Origin of the sequence: Xylanibacter caecicola, assembly GCF_013166515.1 — a bacterium.
GTDB classification, from domain to species: Bacteria; Bacteroidota; Bacteroidia; order Bacteroidales; family Bacteroidaceae; genus Prevotella; species Prevotella caecicola.
In genome coordinates this window covers 1-21,809 of record NZ_JABKKJ010000024.1, presented here as the reverse complement: position 1 = coordinate 21,809, position 21,809 = coordinate 1, and the positions used below count along the sequence as shown (strand labels likewise).

The window sequence follows — 21,809 nt, the reverse complement described above, 5'->3', positions numbered from 1 at the left end:
GTGCCGTCGGGTGCTATATTCCCAGTTCTTCTTTTATGAATTTCGACGTATACCCCTTGCCGTTGCGTGCCACTTCTTCCGGTGTTCCGGTGTCTACGACGGTGCCTCCCTTTCTGCCGCCTTCGGGTCCCATGTCTATTATGTGGTCGGCAAGTTTTATAACGTCAAGGTTGTGTTCTATTACAATTACAGTATTCCCGCGGTTTACAAGTCTTTGCAGCACGTCCATGAGTATGCGTATGTCCTCGAAGTGAAGACCGGTAGTCGGTTCATCGAGTATGTACAACGTCTTTCCCGTATCGCGCTTGCTCAATTCTGTAGCCAGTTTCACGCGTTGACTTTCGCCTCCTGACAAGGTTGTCGAGGGTTGCCCCAGTTTGATGTATCCAAGTCCCACGTCCTGTATCGTCTTTATCTTTCTGAGAATGTCGGGAACGTTCTCGAAAAACTCGACAGCCTGGTTGATAGTCATGTCAAGTATATCGGCAATGCTCTTGCCTTTATATCTTACCTCAAGGGTTTCGCGGTTGTAGCGCTTGCCGTGGCAGACCTCACACGGTACCATGACATCCGGAAGGAAGTTCATTTCAATCGTTCTGTATCCGTTTCCGCCACATGCCTCGCATCTTCCGCCTTTGACATTGAAAGAGAAACGTCCCGGTTTGTAGCCCCGCATCTTCGCTTCGGGGAGGTTTACGAACAGGGAGCGTATGTCGCTGAACACTCCGGTGTATGTTGCGGGGTTGGAACGCGGTGTGCGTCCGAGCGGTGACTGGTCTACATTTACAACCTTGTCTATGTTTTCAATGCCTTCAATGTCTTTGTAGGGCATGGGTTCTTTCAGCGACCGGTAGAAATGTCTGCTCAGTATCGGCTGCAGGGTTTCGTTTATCAGGGTGGATTTTCCGCTGCCGCTTACTCCCGTTACGGCAATGAGCATGCCCAACGGAAACTCTACGTCCACGTTTTTCAGGTTGTTTCCGCTGGCACCGTGTATTGTCAGGCTCTTTCCATTGCCCTTTCGTCTTTCTTCGGGCACCTCTATTTTCATTGTTCCGTTGAGGTATCTGCTTGTAAGCGTGTCGTGTGAAAGCATTTTCTGCGGTGTTCCCTGAAATACAACTTGCCCTCCTTTGCGCCCGGCTTTGGGACCTATGTCTACTATGTAGTCGGCATTCAGCATCATATCCTTGTCGTGCTCGACGACAATGACCGTGTTGCCGATGTCGCGGAGTTCCTTCAGCGATTTTATCAGACGCTCATTGTCGCGCTGATGCAGTCCGATACTCGGCTCATCGAGTATGTAAAGCACGTTTACAAGCTGTGAGCCTATTTGTGTGGCAAGTCTTATGCGCTGGCTTTCGCCTCCTGAAAGCGTTGCGGACTGGCGGTCGAGCGCCAGATAGTCAAGACCTACTTCAAGAATGAAGTCAATTCGCTTGCGTATCTCACGAAGTATTTCATGCCCTATCTTAAGTTGCTTGGCTTCAAGGTGTTGCTCCGCTTCGACAAGCCATTCCTTAAGCTCGCTTATGTCCATAGCCGCCAGTTCGGATATGTTCTTGTTCCAGATGCGGTATGATAGCGATTCGCGGTTAAGTCGCTGTCCGTGGCATTCAGGACAACGGCATACGGCAAGGAACTGTCCCGCCCATTTCTGTCCCCCGGCGCTGTCATCGTTCTCGATAACGCTGTGTAGATATTTTACAACGCCGTCGAATTCTACGAAATAGTCGCTGGATGTGTGTATGACCTCCTTCTTTATGCGTACGTTTTCAAGCCTGCCGTACAATATCTCGTTAAGAACATCTTCCGGAATGTCCTTTATAGGAGTTTTAAGTGTCAGCTCGTTATCTTGTAGAATGGAATCTATCTGCCAGAAAATCATCTGGTTCTTGTACTTTCCCAACGGAACAATGCCTCCTTCGTATATCGACTGTCCGTTGTCCGGTATCACCTTGTCGAGGTCTATCTCGTTGATGACGCCCAGTCCCTTGCATCTTTGGCAAGCACCTTCCGGAGAGTTGAAAGAGAATTTGTTCGGTGCCGGATCACCGTATGCCATACCCGTTGTGGGGCACATCAGTCTTTTGCTGTAATATTTCGCTTCGTTTGTGTCCTTGTCCATTATCATCAGCAGTCCGTCACCCTGTTTCATGGCAATGGAAACGCTTTTCTTAAGTCTTGCGTCGTCTTTATCCTGCACTTGCAGTTTGTCTATAACCACTTCTATATTGTGGTTCTTGTAGCGGTCAACTTTCATGCCCCGCTCCATATCTTTTATCTCTCCGTCCACGCGGCAGTACAGATATCCCTTGCGCCGCATGCTCTCGAACAGTTCGCGATAATGCCCTTTGCGGTTGCGCACAAGTGGGGAGAGTATGTAAATTCTCTTTCCTGTGTATTGCGAGTGTATCATGTCAAGAACGTCTTCCTCCGTATATCTGACCATTTTCTCGCCCGTTGCATAGCTGTATGCGGTTCCTGTGCGTGCATAGAGCAGACGCAGGTAGTCGTAAATCTCGGTGGTTGTGCCTACGGTGGAGCGTGGGTTCTTGTTCGTTGTCTTCTGTTCTATGCTGATGACCGGGCTTAATCCGGTTATCTTGTCGACGTCTGGGCGCTCTAGACCGCCGAGGAAGTTGCGAGCGTATGCCGAGAATGTCTCTATGTAACGGCGCTGTCCTTCGGCGAAAATCGTGTCGAAAGCCAGTGATGACTTGCCCGAACCGCTCAGTCCTGTTATAACAGTGAGACTGTTTCTCGGTATTTCAACATCTATATTCTTAAGGTTGTGCACTCTTGCACCCCATACATTTATCTTCTCGTCTTCTCTTTCCATGTCTGTTCTGATATTCTTTGCGGTCTTTTCCTTTCAGTTTTTCGTGTCATAATTATAATGACAATCATGCGGCATTACGTTTTTTCAGTTCCGATGCCTGTTGATCCGAAGCCTCTCAGCCTTTTAATGTCATTGCTCTACAGAGGTACTTTCCGTGTATCCGCGCAGCAGGTTCACATCTTTCTTTATGTTGAAAGTCCTTCCATCTGCCCCTCTTGCGTTTACGAGAACAAAGTATACACCGTCCTTTACCTCCTTGCCGTTGTGTGTTCCGTCCCAACCTCCTGCCGGATCAGTCCATTCATAAAGTTTCTGTCCCCAACGGTTGAATATGTAAGCATGAAATTCAACAAGCGACTGATATCCTTCTTTCGCCTTGTATATGTCGTTTATTCCGTCGCCGTTTGGCGAGAAAGCGTTCGGCATGTCGAGCTTACTCTCGCTTATGGTCACCCGTAGCGGGGTGGCATCCGCCCAATATTCCTGGGTATATTCAATAGTTTCAGTACCTTTGGTGAATGTGGCATACAGAACGATGTTGTGTGCTCCGGCTGTTGTGAACGTATATTCCGTATCCTGCTCGTACCTTATAATATAAGGTTCAGTCTCTCCCTCAAGCGTAAAGCGCCATTCATAATAAGGAGTATATCCCACCGCATTCTCGGGGTTTGCATAAAAGCGACCTGTAAGTGGAGCGGAACCGGACATGTCGGCATTCTCTTCGTCACCGCTTTCGGTTGTGTATATTGCAGTCGGGTTTATCGACGGCATGACGCTTTGTGCAATAGCGCGTTTATGAGAGACGGTAAAAATGACCAGAAACGATATAAGGAAAAGTTTTGTATTCATATTAATAACGATAATATTTATGCAAATTTACGTAATAAAGTTGATTTAGACACTCTTTTTTTGTATTTTTGTAGGCAATTTAAATTAATAAGTAGATGTCCAAAATTAATTATTATTATATTGTACGTTATTTTGGTGATGTTTTTTCATGTCAGAATAGTGAGTGTAGCGGGCTACACGACCGATGAGACATGGGAAAACAGCCCGAAAGAATGTACAAGATAATGATAAAGTAAATATAGCATCTACCGATTAATATATACGTTTAATTTAGAACATCTACTTATATGTTTATTATGAAATACTTCTTCAGATGTGTTCTTGCCCTTTTTATATTGTGCGTCGGTGTTGAGGTTCAGGCACAGAAGCAATGGCAGAAAATGCATAAGGTGAAGCGTCAGGAGACTTTGTTCGGCATAGCAAAGAAATATAATCTGACTATAAACGAACTTGTAAAGGCAAATCCGGATATGAATACCCCCGGATATGAACTGAAAAAAGGTGACTATATATTCATTCCATACCCTTCGGAAAAGACACAAAGTGCAGCGCCTAAGTCGGGAAAGAACGTGAATGCACCGACGAAAGCGGTTGCCACGAAGGTGCTTAATGTGGGGGTTATGCTGCCGTTGCACAATGACGACGGAGACGGAAAGCGAATGGTGGAATATTACAGGGGACTGCTGATGGCATGCGACAGACTTAAAAAAGACGGCATATCAATAAACATGCGTGCATGGAATGTGCCGCAGGACGCTGATATAGCAGACGTTGTCGCCAAAGAAGGCGCGGCGCGGTGTGATGTGATATTCGGTCCGCTGTATACCAAACAGGTGGGTGTCTTGTCTGATTTTGCCCGCAAGAACAACATAAAGCTGGTCATTCCTTTCTCGATAAGCGGCAACGACGTGGTGCTGAACCCCAATATATTTCAGGTGTACCAGTCGGCAGAGACAGCCAATACGGAAATAATAAATCAGTTTATATCACGTTTCAGTTCATATCATGTAGTGATTATAGACTGTAACGACAGGACAAGCGACAAAGGGCTTTTTACTTTCGGACTTAGGAAAAAGCTCGAAGAACGCGGTATTGCATATAACATAACAAACTTGAACTCAAGCGACATGATGTTTGCCAAGGCTTTCAGTTTTTCAAAGCCTAATGTCGTGATATTGAACACCGGGCGGTCTCCGGAACTTAATATGACCTTTAACAAACTGAACACGTTGAAGACAGAGCATCCGGACTATGTCATATCCCTTTTCGGATATACGGAGTGGATGATGTATGCCAAATATAATCTGGACAAGTTCTTTGCATACGACACTTATATCCCTGCATATTTTTATTATAATCCGCTGTCTGCGCAGACAAAGGCATTTGAGACCGACTACCGTAAGTGGTTCAAGAGCGACATGATGGACTATATGCCGCGTTTTGCCATAACCGGTTATGACCACGGAATGTATTTCCTGCGCGGCTTTTATAATCAAGGTAAGAACTTTACCGGTGCGGACAGGGACAAGAACGCTTTGCAGACACAGATGTATTTCAGACGTGTAGGAAACGGCGGATGGCAAAATCACGGATATATGTTCGTTCATTACAACAGAAACCGTTCAATATCAACAATCAATTTTTAAATGCAGATGTACAGACTCTTTATATCCGCAGTTGCGGTTATGTTCATGTTGCCGGCGTTTGCACAGATAGGTCAGCACCGCAACGACCTAAGTATAGGTGTAAACGGCGGTTATATATTAAGTAATGTAGGATTTACGCCCAAGGTGAACCAGACATTCTATGGGGGATACACCGGCGGAATATCATTCAGATACGTATGTGAGAAATATTTTAATACCATTTGTTCCGTACAGGCAGAGGTTAACTATGCCAAGATAGGCTGGAAAGAGGACATACTTGACATAAACGATGCCCCTGTGATAAATCCTGTTACAGGCGTGGCGGAAGAATACAGCCGCACGATAAACTACATTCAGATACCGGTATTTGCGCATCTTGCATGGGGAAGGGAAGAGAAAGGCTTCCAGTTCTTCTTCCAGGCAGGTCCGCAGATAGGCGTATATATGAGTGAATCCGCGGAAATGAACTTCCCGCTCGACAACATTAATACCGACGACCGTGTAAACGAGATCACGGCACAATATGCCATGGATGTTGAAAACAAGTTGGATTATGGCATAGCTGCCGGTCTCGGAGCGGAATATTCTCATCCTAAGATGGGACATTTCCAGGTGGAAGGACGCTATTACTATGGTCTTGGAAATATATATAAAGACTCGAAGAAAGACTATTTCAGCAAGTCCAATTTCGGGAACATCGTGATAAAGCTTACTTATCTGTTTGATATTATTAAAACTAAAAAATAAATTATTATGTTTGAAGGTCAACCTAAAGGGCTGTATGCCTTGGCTTTAGCCAACACCGGCGAGCGTTTCGGTTATTATACCATGCTTGCAGTGTTTGCATTGTTTTTAAGAGAAAACTACGGATTGTCGGCATCTATGGCAGGTACAATCTACAGTTCGTTTCTGATGCTTGTCTATTTCTTCCCGTTGTTCGGCGGAATGCTTGCCGATAAGTTCGGATTTGGCAAGATGGTAACTACCGGTATCATGATTATGTTTGTGGGATATTTGCTTCTGGCAGTTCCCCTCGGCGGCAATACCTTGGCGTTAGTCGTGATGCTGGCTGCCCTGTTGCTGATAGGTTTCGGTACGGGACTGTTTAAAGGAAACCTGCAAGTCATGGTCGGTAATCTTTATGACGACCCTCTGTATGCAAAGCGTCGCGACTCAGGTTTCTCTATATTCTATATGGCAATCAATATAGGTGCGCTGTTTGCACCGACAATGGCGGTTAAGATAAAGGAATATGCGGAGACGACATGGGGCTATTCTTCAAACGATGCCTATCACTTCTCTTTTGCAGTGGCTTGTGCGTCGTTGATTTTGTCTATAGCCATTTATTATGTTTTCCGCGCCACATTCAAGCATACCGAGGGTAATAAGAAGGTTGCAGACAAGGGAGAGACGGTTGTTGACGAGGTGCAGCTGTCACCGGCAGAGACCAAGCAGCGCATCACAGCATTGTGCCTTGTTTTTGCAGTCGTTATATTCTTCTGGATGGCATTCCATCAGAACGGTTTGTCATTGACATATTTTGCCGATGAGTTTACGGCGCGTTCCGCTTCCGGAGTGCAGGCTATGGCGTTTGATGTGTGGAATCTCGTACTCGTGATATTCATCGTATATGCAGGCTTCTCTCTCTTCCAGAGCAAGACATCAAGTGCCAAGGGCATTTCTGCAGCTGTAATCGTTGCCGCTGTCGGCATACTTATTTGGAAATACACTCAGATTACCGGTGATGTAGAAGTAAAGGCTCCTATCTTCCAGCAGTTCAATCCGTTCTATGTCGTTGCGCTTACTCCTGTGTCAATGGCTATTTTCGGCATGCTTGCCGCCAAGGGTAAGGAACCTTCTGCTCCGCGTAAGATTGCCTACGGTATGATTGTTGCCGCTGCCGCTTTTGCCATATTGGTGTTCTTCTCTATAGGTCTGCCTGTTCCGCAGACGGAAATCGGTTCCGACGGAATGCCGGTGGCAGTGCATGTTGCAGATGTAACCCCAAATCTTCTTATCGGTATCTATCTTATTCTTACTTTCGGTGAGTTGCTTCTTTCTCCTATGGGTATCTCTTTCGTTTCAAAGGTTGCGCCTCCCAAGTACAAGGGTATGATGATGGGCGGCTGGTTTGTTGCCACCGCGTTGGGAAACCAACTCGTTCTCTTCGGCGGACTTTTATGGGGAACAGTGCCCCTCTGGGCTTGTTGGGCGGTCTTCATGGGAGTATGTCTCGTTGCTGCAATCTTCATGTTTGCAATGATGAAACGTCTCGAGAAGGTTTGTTGATAGACAATAGTTTTTTTATTGCGATAATATGATGAGGGGGTGTCAATGACACTCCCTCACTTGTTGTCCATCGGATTTTGTCTTGTACCTGTCATTTCTATATTTCGGTATATTTTTTATATTGTTGCAGTGTACACATCTGCAATATCATCCGCTTTGGTATGTGCAAAGTTAGTATGTCACAACTTCCCGGATATGCTTTCCGATGCTTTATGATGCCTTGGCGTACACCGGCTTTCCTGCAATATCCCGTTAATGAATATAGAAATAGCTTTATGTTATTGCTTCAAGTATATACCGGTTGTTGCCGGTAAGGTTGTTTGTGCATCGTAAAAAGGCGGTTTTCATTGCGCAAAACGCTTGTTTTCATGACCCCAAACAATGGTTTATATGTCATAAAACGCCTGTTTACATTCTCGTAATATGCTCCACGTATTTGTCTTGTGTTGCCTCCAAAAAAATAACATTACCACACCGCGTTATATTGTGTGTGACAGATGCGGCAGATGTGACAGACGTTTTCTATAAATATTTATAACTATATAAATATATATATACTTTAAAGTATATGTATTTATTATTAATTCTACATTTCTATATAGAAAAAGTGTCACATCTGTCACGTGTCACGCAAGTTCAGCAGATGTTATCATTCCCTTATTATATTTTTCATCACTTTATGTTTCGGAAGTGGCTTATAAGTGTATAGTGTCAAGGAATATCACGGTTCAACTTTCTTATATTATATGTCCGTCTTTTAAAGAATATCACTATATTTGCATATACAATGAGATTATTGTTGTTTATTTTGGTGGATTATATGAATATTGAGCGCATAAATAGAATAAAAGTAGTTATATGTGGCATATAGAGACAGACATATTAGAAGATAATATATTGGACATATCACCCGATTTATTCGATGCTTTGCTCAAAGACCAGACAATGAGCACAGTGGACAGACAGTGCAATATATTTTGGGCAACGCCCGATTATGAATGTCTCGGCAAGGGATATGAATACAAATCGCCCATTCTTCCGGAACTTATTACAGAAAAAAACGGACGCGTTATCATGCCGCGTGTATTAAAAAGGCGTGATTTGCAGCGCGACCGCAGCCGTGAGAAAGCTGAGGTTTTCACTCCATCTTGGATATGCAATACTCAAAGTAATTTGGTGGATAGTGCATGGTTTGGACGTGAGGATGTTTTCAATCATGAGAATGACGACCACACTTGGACGACGAACCCTGAAAAGATTGTCTTTCCCAAAGGCAAGACATGGCACGACTATGTACGCAATACAAGGCTTGAAATAACATGCGGTGAAGCTCCGTATCTCGTCAGCCGATATGATACGACAACCGGACTGCCCATCGCATTGGAAAACCGTATCGGACTTCTTGACCGTAAACTGCGTATTGTGAGCGAAAACACTGAGACATCAGGCGAATGGTTGAAATGGGCACAAGTGGCATTTCAAAACATTTATGGATATGAATGGCAGGGTGACAACCTTTTGATTGCCCGTGAGAATCTGCTGATGACATTCATAGAGTATTATCAGGCAAAGTTCAATAAGGCTCCATTGCTAAAGTCGTTATTACATATTGCCCATATAATATCATGGAACTTATGGCAAATGGACGGTTTGAAATGCGTAATTCCCGATAGTTGCGGACTTAAACCCTCCAAACAACAGTTACTGTTTGATGAGCCGGAAATGACACCATGTGAAGGTTGCAAGACTGGCAATATGCATAGGCACAATGGAATTTATTGCAGAATAAAGGATTGGCAGAAAAATGAGACGCTGACTTTTGTTTCATTGTTAAAAGAAAAAGAATAATATGTCAAATGTAAGAATGGATACAACTCTTCTTGATGGTTTAATCGTAGGACGTGCTGAACCGTATATATATGCGTTCTCAACGGGAACTGTACCTAACTATTTGAAAGTTGGAGATACTGCACGAAGTGTGCGTGTGCGTTTGGACGAGTGGAGAAAGATATTTCCTAATCTGATAAAGCAATATGAACATTCAGCGCAGATAGATGATGATACTATCTTCCGTGATTATGCGGTTCATGCATTCTTGGAACAAGAGAAAGGTAGGAAACGATTACAACCTGACACTTTCAAGTATTTGCCTTACTATTCAAAAGAGTTTTTTGAAGGAGCAACGACTGCGGATTTGGATGAGGCTATATCGGATATAAACCAAAGTGCTCTTGACAAAGACGGTAAATATCAGTTCTATACCCCAGACAGATTGCCTCAGACATTTATTTATGAACGAAAAGAAAATTACCCACCCCGAGACAGCCAACAGAAAGTTATAGATAACTTTAAAGCGGCGGTATCTGCCGGACGGACAAATCTGTTGCTATATGCCGTCATGCGGTTTGGCAAATCATTCACGGCTATGTGTTGCGCCAAAGAGGTGAATGCAAAAGTTGTCGTTATTGTTTCTGCAAAAGCTGATGTAAGAGAGGAATGGAAGAAGACTGTTGAAAGCCATACATATTTTTCGGATTATATATTTTTTACAAGTGAATCGCTGCAACGTAGTGATACCATTATTGCCGACACATTGGCGGACGGCAATAACGTTGCGTTGTTCCTGACGTTGCAAGATTTGCAGGGTGATGTGATCAAAGCCAAGCACAAAGAGGTTTTTGAACAGCAGATAGATTTGCTTATCATCGACGAGACCCATTTCGGTGCTCGTGCCACATCTTATGGAAAAGTATTGCAGGAACATCATTTCAGAAAATCCGAAATAGCAAGAGAACTGAAAAGTATTGATGGCTTTGAAACCCTTGATCAGGTTGAAGATGTAGTAAAGATTTTAAATACAACAATCCGGATACATCTTTCAGGTACACCATATCGTATTTTGATGGGCGATGAATTTCAAAAAGAAGACATTATCGCCTTTGTCCAGTTTACGGATATTGTAGATGCTCAAAGGCAGTGGGATGACGAGCATCTGAAAGAAGACGAATGTAATGAATGGGATAATCCATATTATGGTTTCCCACAGATGATACGTTTTGCATTCAACCCTAATACTTCATCAATGAAAAAGATGGAAGAATTGCGTAAAAGCGGCATCACATACGCATTTTCAGAGTTGTTCCGTCCACATGCAATGACATCCAAAGACGATGACAGTCATCGGCATTTTGTACATGAAACAGAGATATTGGATTTTCTGGAGGTGATTGACGGTGCAAAGGAAGATGAAAATGTGCTCGGATTTCTTGATTACGACAAAATCAAGAAGGGCAAGATGTGTCGTCATATCGTCATGGTGTTGCCTTTCCGCGCTTCATGTGACGCAATGGCAGAATTGATTTCCACGAATAAGGAAAGGTTTAAAAACCTTGGCGAATACAATATAATAAATATTGCAGGATTTGACGAAGAGCGTAAGTATAAAACAACGGATGATGTCAAACGAGAAATAAAGGTTTGTGAAGAAAGAAACTGCAAAACATTGACATTGACCGTTAACCGCATGCTGACGGGTACTACTGTTCCGCAATGGGATACAATGATTTATCTCAAAGATACGGCTTCGCCACAAGAATACGATCAGGCTATATTCCGACTGCAAAATCAATATGTCACGACTTTTAAAGACGAAAACGGCAATTACATCAAGTACAACATGAAGCCGCAGACGCTGTTGGTTGATTTTGCCCCTAACCGTATGTTCCGCTTGCAGGAACTTAAGTCACAATTGTACAATGTCAATACCGAGGTTCAAGGAAATGTGCATTTGAAGGAGCGCATCGCAAAAGAACTGTCGATATCGCCAATCATAGTATTGAATAAAAATAAATTGCAGGAGGTAACCCCGAATAGTATCACGGATGCAGTTCGCAAATATTCATGTAATCGCAGCATAATGGACGAAGCGTCAGAGATACCGGCAGACAATATACTGTTAGACGATGTGGAAATACTTAAAGTAATTCAAGGGATCGCTCCCATTGATGCTAAAAACGGTTTGCAGATTAAACCTACAGAAGGCGACGGTGATAATTATGATATTCCCGATGAATCGGTTAATATTCAAAATGATGATGCAGAACAGGAAAACAATAATAATTTGGAATCCGAACAGCCGCAAGGGACAGATGATGACAAACTGGTGAAACAGTTGGCTGCTTATTATGCACGCATACTCTTCTTTGCCTTTTTGACGGAATCTACAGTGAAATCGTTGGAAGAGGTGATTACTGCAATTCCGATAACGGAAGATAATCGACGTATCGCTAAGAATATTGGATTGGATATCAATACTTTGAATATAATTCAGCAAAAGAGCAATCCGTTTATTCTACAGAAATTTGACTATAAGATTGAAAATACCAACGATTTGATACGTGATACCACTCTTCAACCCATTGAACGTGTTGAGGTTGCCATGCGCAAATTCGGACGCTTGTCGGTTTCAGAAATAGTTACGCCCGCAAAGGTAGCCAATGAAATGGTGGCAAGTCTTCCGTTCGAAGAATTGGATAAAAAGGGAAATGCAAAATTCCTCGATATTGCATCTAAGCAAGGTGAGTTCTCCATTGCATTGTATAGAAGATTTGGCGAGAAAGTAAAGACAAGATTATATGCAATCCCAACCTCGACGCTGGCATACGAATTTACGCGCAAAATTTACATACTGCTCGGAATGCCTGTTGAAAACATTTACTCCGATTTTAACTCGTATGATTTAATCGGCAAAAATAATGAAAAGATAATAAAGCAATTGAAAGATATGAGATTTGATACAATTATAGGTAATCCGCCGTATCAAAAAAATGATGGTGGAGGGATGGGGGCAAGTGCGCCTGCTATATATAACTATTTTGTTGATGTAGCACGTACTTTATCAACTCAATACATTTGTATTATAACTCCCTCTCGTTGGTTTACTGGCGGTCGTGGATTAGATGGTTTTAGAGATGACATGCTGAATGATAAACATATTATGATTTTGCATGATTATCCAGATGCTTCAGAATGTTTCCCCGGTGTGGAGATTAAAGGAGGTGTTAGTTTTTTCTTAAGGAGTAATTATGAGGAATGTTTATGCAAAGTTGTAACTCATAATGGTAATAAAATTAATGTGGTAGAGCGTCCGATGCGTGAACAAAATGCAGAGGTATTTATAAGAGATAGTAAGATCATTGATATTTTACGGAAGGTACAAAAAAACAATGAACAAAATTTTTCTGATATAATCAGTGCGAATGATCCATTTGGTTATGATATTAGGGAGAATAATAGCTATAAACGAGTTAAGCCTGATTTTGCTCTTGTTCCATTTTGTGATAGTATAAAGTTTTATTATAATGGGTGGCGTAAGAATGGAGTTGGTTATATTGAAAGAGAAACTGTTAGAAAGAATGTAGATTGGATAGATTCCTATAAAGTATTGATACCTAAAGCTTGGGGAATCGGAAATTCTAAGGTCGATTGGGTCACTCCATTTATTGTAGAGCCGGGATCTTGTTGTACTGAGACATATTTAGTTATAGGTCCATTTGAAAGTAAACAAGTTGCAGAAAATGTAGTCTCTTATATGCAAACCAAATTATTTCATCTGTTAGTCTCTATCGTTAAAATAACACAGAATGCAATGCAAAAAGTGTATTCATTTGTGCCTATGCAGGATTTCACCAAATCATGGTCTGATGCAGAGTTGTATAAAAAATACGACTTGACAGACAATGAAATAACATTTATAGAATCAATGATAAAACCGATGTGATTTTTATATTAGTATTAATATGAGCAAGGCATTATGAATGCGATATACAATGAAATTATAAAAAACATGAAAACTCGACCACATCTTTTTATATTAGGTGCTGGAGCAACAAAAGCGACAATCCCTAATGGTGACAAAAATGGTCGCAAGAGTCCTGTTATGAATAATTTCTTACAAGAAATCGGACAAGAAAATCTGTTAAGGGAAGTATCGCTAAAGAAACAAAGCAATAATATAGAAGATATTTATTCAGAATTGGTTGAGGATCCGGAATATGCTGAAACTGTTTCAAAAATAGAAGCGGCTATTATTTCTCACTATCAGCAAATGGAAATTCCCATAGAGCCTACTTTATATGATTATCTTATTCTGTCTCTTCGCAAAAAAGACTGCATTGCAACATTTAATTGGGATCCACTATTAATACAGGCATATAACAGAGTTAACAAAATAACATCCAATTTGCCTGAGCTGTTATTCTTACATGGCTGTGTTGCTGTTGGTTTATGCGAATCCTGTAAACGTTTTGCCCCTTTGCAGAATAAGTTTTGTCCAATATGTGGACGAGAATACATCATGCCCAAACTTTTATTCCCTGTAAAAAATAAGACTTATTATCAAAATATATTCATTCGAGATCAATGGAACGCTTTTGATTATTATTTGGAAAATGCAGGCATTGTAACTATTTGGGGATATAGTGCACCTAATAGTGATATTGAAGCAAAAGAGAGGATGTTGAAAGTTTTTTCTACTCAATTTCGGAAATTGGATCAAATTGAAATAATTGATATAGATGAGCATGAATTGTTGATGAACAAATGGCAACCTTTTGCAAAACAGACAAATTTCCATTTACAAATATTTTCGTCTTTGTTAGATACGATCATATCTGAATTTCCACGTAGAAGTATTGATGGATATACAAAAAGATATATTGAAGGCTGGTGGGGTAAATCAACATTGACTCTAAAAGAATGCAAAACATTTGAGGAATTAAAAACTCTGTTCTTACCTTTGTTGACAAAAGAAAGCTATAACAATTTTGAAATATAAGACTAACGTAAATTCGGGATAACGAACAATGATTTCATTCTTTTCTTCCATATACATGGGGTAATATTTTCGAATGTTCTTATCTCGAATTTGCGTTAAGACTTATGTATAAAAGCGAAGTGAAAACGTTTCTTGTCCCAGCTATTTTATGTTTAGAGCCTCTGCCGCTTCCTGTAACATCTCGTTTACGGTGGGGTGGGCGTGTATCATGTATTTCAGTTGACCGACGGTGGTGTTGCGGCACATCAGCACGCTTATCTCCTGCACCATGTCGGCAGAGTGTGCGCCGAAGGCATGACAGCCTATTATTTTCCCTGCGACATCGGCAATGAGTTTTACCATTCCCTCTGGCTCGTTCATGGCAAGTGCCTTGCCGTTAGCGCGGTGATAAGTTTTGTGGCATGTGTATGCCATGCCGGAAGACTTGCATAGGTCTTCACTTGCACCTACCGAAGCTGCCTCCGGATTAGTGAATATGGCAGACGGCATTATGTCAAAGCGTATGTCATCCGTTTTTCCGAGAATTGTATTCACGGCACGTATGCCTTGCATCGTGGCAGCATGGGCAAGCATGCAGCGGTTGTTTACGTCACCGATGGCGTATATTCCTGTCACGTTTGTCATCATGTTTTTGTCGGTGGCTATTCCGTTGACATCATATTTCACTCCGCTTGCATCAAGATTAAGCCCGTCGATGTTAGGACGGCGACCGGTAGCTACGAGTATTGCATCCGCCTCTATTGTCTGTGCCTTTCCTTTTTTCTCGAAGGTAACACTGCCTTTGGTGACAGCTGTTACGGCAGACTGCATGAAAAACTTTATGCCTTTGCGCGTCAATGTCTTTCGCAGACGTGCTGCCACATCGCTGTCGAGCACAGGGAGACACTCTTTCATATATTCTATTACGGTGACCTCGCTGCCGAAAGATGAGAAAATCGATGCAAATTCCATTCCAATGACACCCGCTCCTATAATACACAGGCGCTGCGGAATGCGGTCTGTCGCGAGTAGTTCATCCGATGTAATGACAGCATTTTTATCAAACGACGGTATGTTCGGCATCTTTGGAACGGCTCCCGTGGCGATGATGATGTTGTCGGCTGTATATTCCTCATTGCCTACAACTACCGTTTTGTTGTCCTTAAAGCTGCCATTGCCGTGTACAAACGTTATTCCTGGTTGCGACATCAGAAATTCTACACCGTTGCGCAATTGCTCGATGACGGTGTTCTGACGTTCTTTTATAAGACTGAAATCAATATCGTAACTTAGGTTTTTCAGTCCGAGTTTATCGGCTTCCCTGAGCATGTCCGTTATTTCCGCATTACGGCATAGTGTCTTTGTCGGTATGCAGCCACGATTAAGACATGTCCCTCCGAGTTCATCCTTTTCAATAACGATTACCTGCAAACCGTGCTTTGCTGCATATTCGGCAGCCCGGTAGCCGCCGGGACCGCTGCCGATAATTATAAGGTCTGTGGTTTTCATAGTCACTGTTCTTGCTTGTTATTACACATCTGCCTGTATGTCACGATAGGATGCTTGGCTGCCAGCACGTCGTCTACACGTCCTATCGGAGTGTTGTGCGGAGCGTTTTTGACAGTGTCTGGTTCGGTCTTCGCCTCTTCTGCAATGCGCCGCATCACCTCTATGAAGCCGTCCATTGTCTCCTTGCTCTCGTTTTCAGCCGGTTCTATCATGAGGCTTTCGTGAAATAAAAGCGGGAAATAGATTGTCGGTGCATGATAACCGTAGTCGAGCAGCCGTTTGGCAACGTCCATTGTCGTTACTCCGGTTGACTTGTCTTTCAGTCCGTTGAAAACGAACTCATGCTTACAAAGTCCGTCTATAGGCAGTTCGTAAACATCTTTCAAAGACTCTTTTATGTAGTTGGCGTTGAGTGTTGCAAGCGGACCTACCATTTTTATGTTTTCTTTTCCGAGACTTAGAATGTATGCGTATGCGCGCATTGCCACGGCAAAGTTGCCTTGATAGGGGCTTACTGTAGGGAAGAACTGCTCCAGTCCTTTGCGTACTCCCACCGGACCGGCACCGGGACCGCCGCCGCCATGTGGCGTTGCGAAAGTCTTGTGAAGGTTTATGTGCATCACATCGAAACCCATATCGCCCGGACGGCATGCACCGAGCATGGGATTAAGGTTGGCACCGTCGTAGTACATCAATGCTCCATGACTGTGTACCAGTTCGGCTATTTCGGGAATACTTTTCTCGAAAAGTCCCAGTGTATTGGGATTTGTCATCATCATTGCCGCCACCGTTTCATCGAGAATGCTGCGCAGATCGTCAACGTCCACGGTGCCGTCGGCACGGCTTTTCACTTCGACAACGCTCAGACCGCATACCGCAGCCGATGCAGGGTTGGTGCCGTGGGCAGAGTCCGGGACAATAACCTTTGTACGTTTCATGTCTCCGCGGCTTTCGTGATATGCCTTGATAATCATCAGTCCGGTCAGCTCGCCGTGCGCCCCGGCGTATGGTTTGAGCGTAAAAGCCTCCATGCCGGTGATTGCCTTTAGGGATTCCGACAAAAGGTTGCACACGTCTTCGGCTCCTGCTACTGTATGGTGCGGCTGTAGTGGATGCAGATTGGAGAATTCCGGCATGGCTGACATTTCTTCGTCGATAGCCGGATTGTATTTCATCGTACAGCTTCCTAATGGGTAAAAACCGTTGTTCACACCGAAATTGTTAGAACTGTGGTTCGTATAGTGTCTTACAACGGTCAGCTCATCGCATTCGGGCAGTCCGGCTTCCTCCTTGCGTTGCAATTCCTTTGGAACAGGATAGTTGCCGAAACGGTTTGCCGGCAGTGAGTACCCGCGGCGTCCTTCCTTGGAAAGCTCGAATATAAGATTTCCGTATAGTTTGTTGTTCATTGTTTTTAATGTTATGAAGTTGTGGGTTTTAAGGTTAGACTTTAAAGACCTTAAGGACTTTAAAGACTTTAAGGACAATAAGGTCTTTGAGGCTTAGATTAAACTCACAAGTCTGTCTATTTCTTCCTTTGTCCGTTTCTCTGTTACGGCAAACATTATTGTGTTGTCCGCCACTTTTATACCTCCGAAAAATCCTTCGTTGATGAGACGTTCTTGCAGGGCATCCGTGTTACCGTTGTATTTTACGCAGAACTCATTGAAGAACGGGCGGTTGTATGCCGGTGTGAACTTGCCTGTGCCGATAAGCTTGTCGTACATATAATGTGCCCCTGCATAAGACAGTTCCGCCGCTTCGCGCAGTCCCTGCTTGCCCATAAGCGACATGTACACGGTTACGAACAATGCCATGAGACTTTCGTTCGAGCAGATGTTCGATGTGGCTTTCTGCCTGCGGATATGCTGTTCGCGTGCCTGAAGAGTGAGAACGAAAGCCCGTTGCCCGCGGTTGTCGCATGTCATGCCGACAATGCGTCCCGGCATCTTCCGTATAAGTTTCTCCCTGCAACACATATATCCCACGTAAGGACCTCCGAAAGCCATCGATATGCCGAGACTTTGTCCGTCGCCAACGGCAATGTCGGCACCCCATTCGCCGGGTGTCTTCAATACGGCAAGGTCTGCCGCCACACTGTTCATTATAAGGAGTGCCTTGTTTGCATGGGCAATGTCGGCATATCCTTCATAGTCTTCAACGACGCCGTAATAGTTGGGCTGTTGTACAAGTACTCCGGCTATGCCTCCTTCGGCAATCTTTCTTTCAAGATCCGCTTTGTCCGTTGCACCGTCGACAGCATCTATCATCTTTATTTCTATGTCCTGAAAGTGTGCGTATGTCCGCACCACGTCAAGTATTTTAGGGTCTACGGTGGAAGAAACGAGAACAGTCTTACACTTTTTAGACGCCGCTACAGCCATGAGTACAGCCTCTGCCGTTGACGTGCTGCCGTCATACAGTGAGGCGTTGGATATGTCCATACCGGTAAGTTCTGTCATCATTGACTGATACTCGAAAATATAATGGAGCGTACCCTGGGATATTTCTGCCTGATAAGGGGTGTATGACGTAAGGAACTCCGAACGGCGGACAATTTCATTGACAACGGCTGGAGTATAATGGTCGTATACTCCTGCGCCGGCGAAACATGTGAGTTGCTTGTTTCGGGAGCCGAGTGTGGAGAATATTCGGCGTACCTCTATCTCGCTCATTGCCTCCGGCAGTTCATAGTCGCCTTTGAAGCGTATGCTGTCCGGCACTTCGGCATAGAGTTCTTCAAGCGATTTCACACCAATCTTGTCAAACATAGTCTGAAGGTCTGACGGCGTATGTGGAAAATACTTATAGTTCATAATTGGCAATTTATAATTTACAATTCGTAGGAGAATATATCAAAAGGAGATAAGGGAAGATAGAAGGAGATAAAGGGAGATAAAAGACGTATGTCTTGTTGGTTGATACAAGGCTATTGTCCTTTATCTTCCGTGGCGCGAGCCACATAACTCCACCTAACTTCTCTTAACTTCGTATTTTGACACACCTCCTTATGAATTACAATTCGTTATTCCTGTTCTTTGCAAAACTCCTCGTATGCCTTTGCATCCATGAGGTTGTCAAGTTCGGATGTGTCGGACATCTCGACTTTTATAATCCAGTTTGCAAAAGCATCTTGGTTTATCATTTCCGGACTGTCTTCGAGAGCTTCGTTTATTTCCGTCACTGTTCCGCTGACAGGAGAATTAAGGTCGCTTGCAGCCTTTACGCTTTCCACAGCTCCGAATTCTTCGCCCGCGGTCACTTCATCGTCTGTTTCGGGCATGTCCACATAGACTACGTTGCCGAGTGCATGCTGGGCATAGTCCGTAATGCCGATGTAACCGAAACCGTCTTCCACTCTCACATATTCGTGCGACTCCGAGTAATAGAGTCCTTCAATAACTTTTGCCATAGATTTGTTCTTTAAGGTTATAGATTTGTTAATTTTTTGTTTTACTGATATGATATCGTTGTACGGTTGTTAGTAGATAAAAGCGGTGACAAGGCCGCATAGTAACCTTTAAAACCGAATCCCGATTTTTATTTCTTGTAATGTTTGTCGTAGAATCTTTTCTTTACCACTGTGCCGGGGAACGTCTTCTTGCGTATCTGTATTTCCACCGGTGTGCCGAGAGCGGCGTGCTTTGCGTCTATCAGCGCCATGCACACGCTCTTGTCCGTCGATATGGTATGATATCCGGTTGTCACTTCCCCGATCTTCTCGCCCTCTTTCAATACCGCATATCCGTGGCGCGGAATGGCTTTGTCTGTAAGTTCTATGCCTACAATCTTGCGTGTTACGCCTTCCGACTTCTGTTTAAGCAGAGCTTCGCGTCCAATGAATTCCGGCTTGTCGAGCTTGCAGAATATTCCGAGACCTGCCATCAATGGTGATATTTCGGCAGAAAGTTCGTCGCCGTATAGAGGCAGTCCCACTTCAAAGCGCAATGTGTCGCGGCAACCCAGACCGCATGGCTTGCACCTTCCGCTGTCCATTAGCTTATCCCATAATGTACGGATTGTGTCGTGCGAACCGTATATTTCAAATCCGTCCTCACCCGTATATCCGGTGCGGCTGATGATAACGTCTGATGAAGATGTAATGACTTTGCATGTATAGAACGCCATTTCGGCACATGGAAGTCCGAGCACCTGTTCCGTCACGCTTTCAGCCTGCGGTCCCTGCACGGCAATCTGTCCGTACGCGTCGGACATGTTGTGCATGTCTATGTTGAAACCGTTTGCCTGACGTTGCATCCATTCCCAGTCTTTGTCAATGTTGGCGGCATTTATCACCAAGAAGAAGTCGTTTTTCCCCATTTTGTATACAAGCAGGTCGTCAACCGTTCCCCCGTCTTCATACAGCATCATGCCGTAAAGAATCTTTCCTGTCGGCAAGTTTGTCACGTCATTGGTGAATATATGGTTTACATAGCGTTCCGCATCGGTGCCTCGCACTATCACTTCGCCCATGTGCGACACATCGAATACTCCGCAGGCTGTGCGCACGGCGTTGTGTTCGTCTTTGATGTCGGTATATTGTATCGGCATGTCAAATCCTCCGAAAGGGCTTATCAGCGCTCCTTGCGCCACGTGTCTGTCGTAAAGGCATGTTCTTTTGTTTTCCATTGTTTTCTGTTTATTAAGGTTTTGAAGTTGTCATACTTTGTTATTGTTTTCTTTCAATCATCAGATTTATAAGGTCTTCGCGTTTAAGATTCATTATTATATCTTCCGTATGGCGGGGTAGGGCGGACGCCAGTGCGTCGTATGTCAGCGGTATACCCTTTAGCGGATTGATTATAGAACTGTCGATGTCGCCCGTAAGAAAATAGTCGCCCACAATATTCAGGCTTTTTATTACGTCGTTTTTCAGTTCCATTCGTATTTCCATGTACCCTACATTGTCAATCCGTCCACGTCTTGTCACGGTATATTTCGGGTTGTTGCCATATATGAAGTCGGGCGAAAGATATTCTTTCTCTATTTCCTCAATGGCGGCTATGTCACCGGCATCCAATGTTCTTTCGCTGTCGCAAAGGTTGTCGTGCACAAACTGCTTGAAGCTTTCAATATCTATGTTTATATAATCTTTCAGCAAGGCTATGCGCTGTCTTACACTTTGTATGCCTTTGCTTGTCAGCTTTTCGCCAGTCGGAGTAATGCTTCCCACCATGTTTTCCATATCGGTGTCGTACAGCATCGTGCCGTGCACGATGCTACGTCCCGGCAGCTTGTAGAACGCGTTGCCCGACACTTTGCGGTCGCCAATCATTATGTCGTTCCTGCCGTTCGCCCTTGCGTCGGTGCCGAGACGGCGGAGAACGGTGACAACCATGTTTATGTATTTGTTGAATGTAAATCCTACGTTGTCGTCGCTTGTGATATATGAGAACATTATGTTCTTCATGTCTGCATAGACGCAACCGCCTCCGCTTTTGCGGCGATATGTCCGAATGTTGTGCCTGTGGCAGAAATCAATGTTAACTTCGTTCTCGATAAGCTGGTTGCGCCCGAAAATGACGCTTGGCTCGACCTGCCACATGAAGAAACAATCGTGTTCTTCAATGTGACGTGCCACATATTCTTCCATTGCGAGATAGAAGGACAGGCGTCTTCGGGTGTCGTGAGGCAATGCTATGTATAGCATATTATTGCAGGTTAGTGTTCTTCTTTTGCAAATATACGAATAAGTCGAGAGCAAAACAACAAATTTATTTGTTTTTTGGCGAGCGGTAGTTTCAACTGGCAAGTGCAAAATTAATGATTTGTTTGAAGAATTCTTCTTTCGGGGTTGAGAAATTTAGTTTCTTTCTCGGTCTGAGGTTCAATTTCTTTCCCACTTTCTTGATATAGTTGT

14 protein-coding genes and 1 pseudogene are annotated in these 21,809 nt (G+C 43.7%); 6 read left to right on the top strand and 9 right to left on the bottom strand.

Annotated features, from left to right (window positions below):
* Positions 1 to 13: 13 nt before the first annotated feature.
* Positions 14 to 2,842 (bottom strand): excinuclease ABC subunit UvrA, encoded by a 2,829-nt coding sequence (gene uvrA, locus HPS54_RS10820; protein ID WP_172345464.1) that lies wholly within the window; start codon positions 2,840 to 2,842, stop codon positions 14 to 16.
* Between the two features lie 129 nt (positions 2,843 to 2,971).
* Positions 2,972 to 3,691: a T9SS type B sorting domain-containing protein gene (locus HPS54_RS10815; protein ID WP_172345463.1), complete on the bottom strand. Its 720-nt coding sequence runs from the start codon at positions 3,689 to 3,691 to the stop codon at positions 2,972 to 2,974.
* A gap of 287 nt (positions 3,692 to 3,978) precedes the next feature.
* On the opposite strand from HPS54_RS10815, the gene HPS54_RS10810 reads away from it, so the two are divergent.
* The 6 genes from HPS54_RS10810 (at position 3,979) to HPS54_RS10785 (ending at position 14,461) form a co-directional block, all read left to right on the top strand.
* Positions 3,979 to 5,337, top strand: coding sequence for an amino acid ABC transporter substrate-binding protein (locus tag HPS54_RS10810; RefSeq protein ID WP_338142817.1), 1,359 nt, complete (start codon positions 3,979 to 3,981; stop codon positions 5,335 to 5,337).
* Entirely contained in the window at positions 5,338 to 6,084 is a 747-nt protein-coding gene (locus HPS54_RS10805; protein ID WP_172345462.1) for a porin family protein, read from the top strand. It abuts the gene before it with no gap.
* Positions 6,085 to 6,090: 6 nt separating this feature from the next.
* The gene (locus HPS54_RS10800; protein WP_172345461.1) at positions 6,091 to 7,626 is read left to right on the top strand and encodes a peptide MFS transporter; all 1,536 of its coding nucleotides are present in this window, start codon (positions 6,091 to 6,093) and stop codon (positions 7,624 to 7,626) included.
* Positions 7,627 to 8,484: 858 nt separating this feature from the next.
* Positions 8,485 to 9,474: a restriction endonuclease subunit M gene (locus HPS54_RS10795; RefSeq protein WP_172345460.1), complete on the top strand. Its 990-nt coding sequence runs from the start codon at positions 8,485 to 8,487 to the stop codon at positions 9,472 to 9,474.
* Between the two features lies 1 nt (position 9,475).
* Positions 9,476 to 13,405 (top strand): Eco57I restriction-modification methylase domain-containing protein, encoded by a 3,930-nt coding sequence (locus HPS54_RS10790; RefSeq protein WP_253951998.1) that lies wholly within the window; start codon positions 9,476 to 9,478, stop codon positions 13,403 to 13,405.
* A 33-nt stretch (positions 13,406 to 13,438) separates the two neighbouring features.
* A complete protein-coding gene (locus HPS54_RS10785) occupies positions 13,439 to 14,461 on the top strand; it encodes a hypothetical protein (protein WP_172345459.1) in 1,023 nt (340 codons plus the stop codon).
* Between the two features lie 141 nt (positions 14,462 to 14,602).
* On the opposite strand, the gene lpdA is transcribed toward HPS54_RS10785, so the two are convergent.
* From lpdA to HPS54_RS13145, 7 genes and pseudogenes are all read right to left on the bottom strand, one after another.
* Positions 14,603 to 15,949, bottom strand: coding sequence for a dihydrolipoyl dehydrogenase (gene lpdA, locus HPS54_RS10780; protein WP_172345458.1), 1,347 nt, complete (start codon positions 15,947 to 15,949; stop codon positions 14,603 to 14,605).
* Positions 15,950 to 15,951: 2 nt separating this feature from the next.
* Positions 15,952 to 17,358, bottom strand: coding sequence for an aminomethyl-transferring glycine dehydrogenase subunit GcvPB (gcvPB, locus tag HPS54_RS10775; RefSeq protein WP_172345457.1), 1,407 nt, complete (start codon positions 17,356 to 17,358; stop codon positions 15,952 to 15,954).
* Positions 17,359 to 17,451: 93 nt separating this feature from the next.
* Positions 17,452 to 18,765 (bottom strand): aminomethyl-transferring glycine dehydrogenase subunit GcvPA, encoded by a 1,314-nt coding sequence (gene gcvPA / locus HPS54_RS10770; protein WP_172345456.1) that lies wholly within the window; start codon positions 18,763 to 18,765, stop codon positions 17,452 to 17,454.
* Between the two features lie 209 nt (positions 18,766 to 18,974).
* Complete coding sequence (gene gcvH / locus HPS54_RS10765) at positions 18,975 to 19,361, bottom strand: glycine cleavage system protein GcvH (protein WP_172345455.1); 387 nt, start codon at positions 19,359 to 19,361, stop codon at positions 18,975 to 18,977.
* A 128-nt stretch (positions 19,362 to 19,489) separates the two neighbouring features.
* Positions 19,490 to 20,578 (bottom strand): glycine cleavage system aminomethyltransferase GcvT, encoded by a 1,089-nt coding sequence (gene gcvT, locus HPS54_RS10760; protein WP_172345454.1) that lies wholly within the window; start codon positions 20,576 to 20,578, stop codon positions 19,490 to 19,492.
* A 40-nt stretch (positions 20,579 to 20,618) separates the two neighbouring features.
* Positions 20,619 to 21,599, bottom strand: a complete 981-nt coding sequence (locus tag HPS54_RS10755) for a lipoate--protein ligase (RefSeq protein WP_172345453.1) — start codon at positions 21,597 to 21,599, stop codon at positions 20,619 to 20,621.
* Positions 21,600 to 21,690: 91 nt separating this feature from the next.
* Positions 21,691 to 21,809: pseudogene (locus HPS54_RS13145) on the bottom strand (IS30 family transposase); the annotation flags it as partial.